This is a genomic window from bacterium, assembly GCA_037131655.1.
Taxonomy (GTDB): Bacteria; Armatimonadota; Fimbriimonadia; order Fimbriimonadales; family JBAXQP01; genus JBAXQP01.
Genome location: JBAXQP010000332.1, coordinates 1 through 2,770, shown reverse-complemented (window position 1 = coordinate 2,770; position 2,770 = coordinate 1). Strand labels below are relative to the sequence as shown.

Genomic DNA, 2,770 nt, shown 5'->3' with positions numbered 1-2,770 from the left:
TTCCACGGGCCGGCTTGGGCAACTCCTGATAGGGTCCATCAGGACCTTCTGCTGGCTGCGAATCGATGGTTGTTTTGTCAGATTCATCCAACAATGACTGCATCTCATCATATTCGGCCAACACAAGGATGTCCTCTGAAGGATCATCCGATCTTCCTTCACCGGAAAGTTCGTTTATCTGCTTGATAAGGGTATCCATGTCCATCTTGTTATCACCAATAGGGTTTGAATGTTCCAACGCGATCCTATTCGCAACTTTCATCGCTTTATCAGAACTAGCCCCCTTGTAGATAATTTCACAGAACCCGGGAGCAAGGCGATCAGCACAGTACATGGAGTACCTGAACAAGTGATCGAGCATCGGGTATTCAAGAGGCGTATCTCCCACCCATAAACCATGGAGATACCTGATGTCTTCGCTCGGGGTACACACACAGGTTCCAGCGCGCATATCTTGATTGGCTTGGTTGATGAATTCGAGGATCTGTCGGTGCTTCTTTGGGGAGGACTTAAACCCATATTCGATACACAACCTTATATATCGATCGTCCTCATCGGTCGAAATGGCAATGGTATGGTTATTGTTTTTGCCATTCATTACCATTAAAAGCGAATCCCCGTCGCCATAGATTGCATACATAATCTGCTCGCTATCCAAGTATTCCTGGATATCGTGAACTAAAGGTCGGTTCATATTAACTCCCTTCCAATCAAAATTCTGAGTGGCAAACGTTAAAAATCCCGTCAACAATAAATCCCTAGACAGTTCTTTCACTCGCTATATCGCGTAAAGTGTAATACGTATACACGTAGGCAAATAAAAAACTAGCGTACTGGTTCGTATACATTTTGTCGCCCACCAACCGCTAACGAATCAACGCGGATTGGTACCAATAAACCCATCTCTTTTAATCGTGTCAAGCGATTACTGCTTGCGCCTATATTGAGTTTCTCATGCGGCCCTGTTTTGTGTTCTTTATTGTGTGCCTGCATCTGATACTGCTCTACTTCCTCGATGAGTTCTCTTGCTGTAATCACGTTTAGCTTAAGCGCCAACTGATAGGTTGACTCAAGCGTTGAAGGCATTGTGCCTGCAATGAGAGGCTCTTCATTACTTAATGGTGAATAGTAAACACAAACCTCCTCGCTCAACTTCAGCGCTGCCTCGACATTCTCTTGAACCATCTCATTCATACCTTTCAGCACAATAAAGCGGGAACTAAACTCCTCAGCCCTTATTCGTTTCACCAATTTTACAACAAACTCATCTGAAGCCGAAAAATCCATAAATCGGATCGAGGATAAATCCACTGGTACAACAGTGAAATTGGGCACCTCTCGCAATGCAGAGCTGACCTTCTCCAAGATATGCCTTCCCGGCTCTCTGCCTAATATGAGGTCATCCTCCGCTTGCACACTGATATCTTTCACTCGGCCTAGCATCAACTACTCCAGACAATCAAGCGTTCATCGCTTTCACAAGATCTAGTATACACCATGTACCCCTTGTTGTCAAGGCATAAATGTACGATTTTTGAAATTATTTTGATTACACCAAACGGTTGGCGAGTCGTATTGCTATTTGCGTGCCAGCAAGCTCGTAATCTTCTTCGAAGAAATCGATCTTCTTATCAATCCCCATGACATACGCTCGCACATTCCCTGAGCGCAAATGCATACTTCCCCCATAATCACTTACTATCTGTCGAATGCGATAAAGCCCCAGTCCGCGGTTGGGTAATCGTGAGCACTCTTTTTCCAAAGCGTAGTCAATCGCCTTTTCATGAGACCATTGATTGACCTCTGGTCTGTTCTGTGCCAGGCTTGCACGGATTCCGCAGCCCGCGTCGGCAACCCCGATCCTTACAAAAGCTCCTTTGGCCGAATGATAGCGCTGCGCTATGACGATGCCATCACTACCGCTGTGTTCACAGATATTAAGGCATGCCTCCGAGATCGTGGTGGTAAAACTTGTAATATCGCCGTCCGAATAATTAAGGGTCTCTTTGAGGATGATTGAAACTTGATTGATAACCTTAAGTGTTACTGCGTTAACATCACAGTCATTTCGAATAAAAGTCATCTCGAGGAGATGGGATGATTCGCAGTGCTCTGGGAATTCCTCAATTTGGCAATTTTCCAGGCAAGCTCCGTATTCTTTAGCAAAGGAGAAAAATCCTATGCGCTCCAGATAGTACTGAATCGCAATATCCTCTGGCAGTTTAATAGACACCGTAGGGTAGCGCTCACACAATTTGCGAAAGATCATCCAAAGCATACCAAGGCCGCCCGGCTCGATGAAAGAGGTTTTACTCATATCAATTATGATTGGAGCATTAAGGTCTAATGGAACAGAAGCAAGGATAGGACCAACTGCTTTGACGAACTGGTCCATTGAAAAACCATTCAAGCTCCCTTCGAGCTTGATATCCGTACTTGGTGGTTGAATTTCACTAGGCATTGAGCTTCCCCTTCTTGGCAGACTTGTCTGCCGTATGTATGTAATGCTTTGTGTCTTGCATGCTATCGATTTCTAAGCTGATGGCTCTAATACTGTCAATTCCCAATGAAATTTCTCTTCTAAAAAAGTAGGGCAGTGATAATATGAATAGCGGAGGTGTTAAGATGTTGAGGGCACTCGGTCAGCTTTATTTAATACTTGCCTAGATTGTTACATTTCTTTTCATATTCATAGTATGGATAATACCCTGCATTTGGGGCGCTTTCTTAATATTCATGTTTGGATATTGTATTTGGGAATGGCTATTAC

At 44.2% G+C, this 2,770-nt stretch carries 3 protein-coding genes; all 3 read right to left on the bottom strand.

Features of this window, described 5'->3' with window-relative positions; all coding sequences use genetic code 11:
- On the bottom strand, nucleotides 1-694 hold a 694-nt coding region (locus WCO51_11985), incomplete at its 3' end, for a YbjN domain-containing protein (protein MEI6513973.1).
- Between the two features lie 131 nt (nucleotides 695-825).
- On the bottom strand, nucleotides 826-1,443 hold the full coding sequence (locus tag WCO51_11980; GenBank protein ID MEI6513972.1) for a hypothetical protein: 618 nt from the start codon (nucleotides 1,441-1,443) through the stop codon (nucleotides 826-828).
- 106 nt (nucleotides 1,444-1,549) lie between these two features.
- Nucleotides 1,550-2,461: an ATP-binding protein gene (locus WCO51_11975; GenBank protein MEI6513971.1), complete on the bottom strand. Its 912-nt coding sequence runs from the start codon at nucleotides 2,459-2,461 to the stop codon at nucleotides 1,550-1,552.
- Nucleotides 2,462-2,770 lie beyond the last annotated feature (309 nt).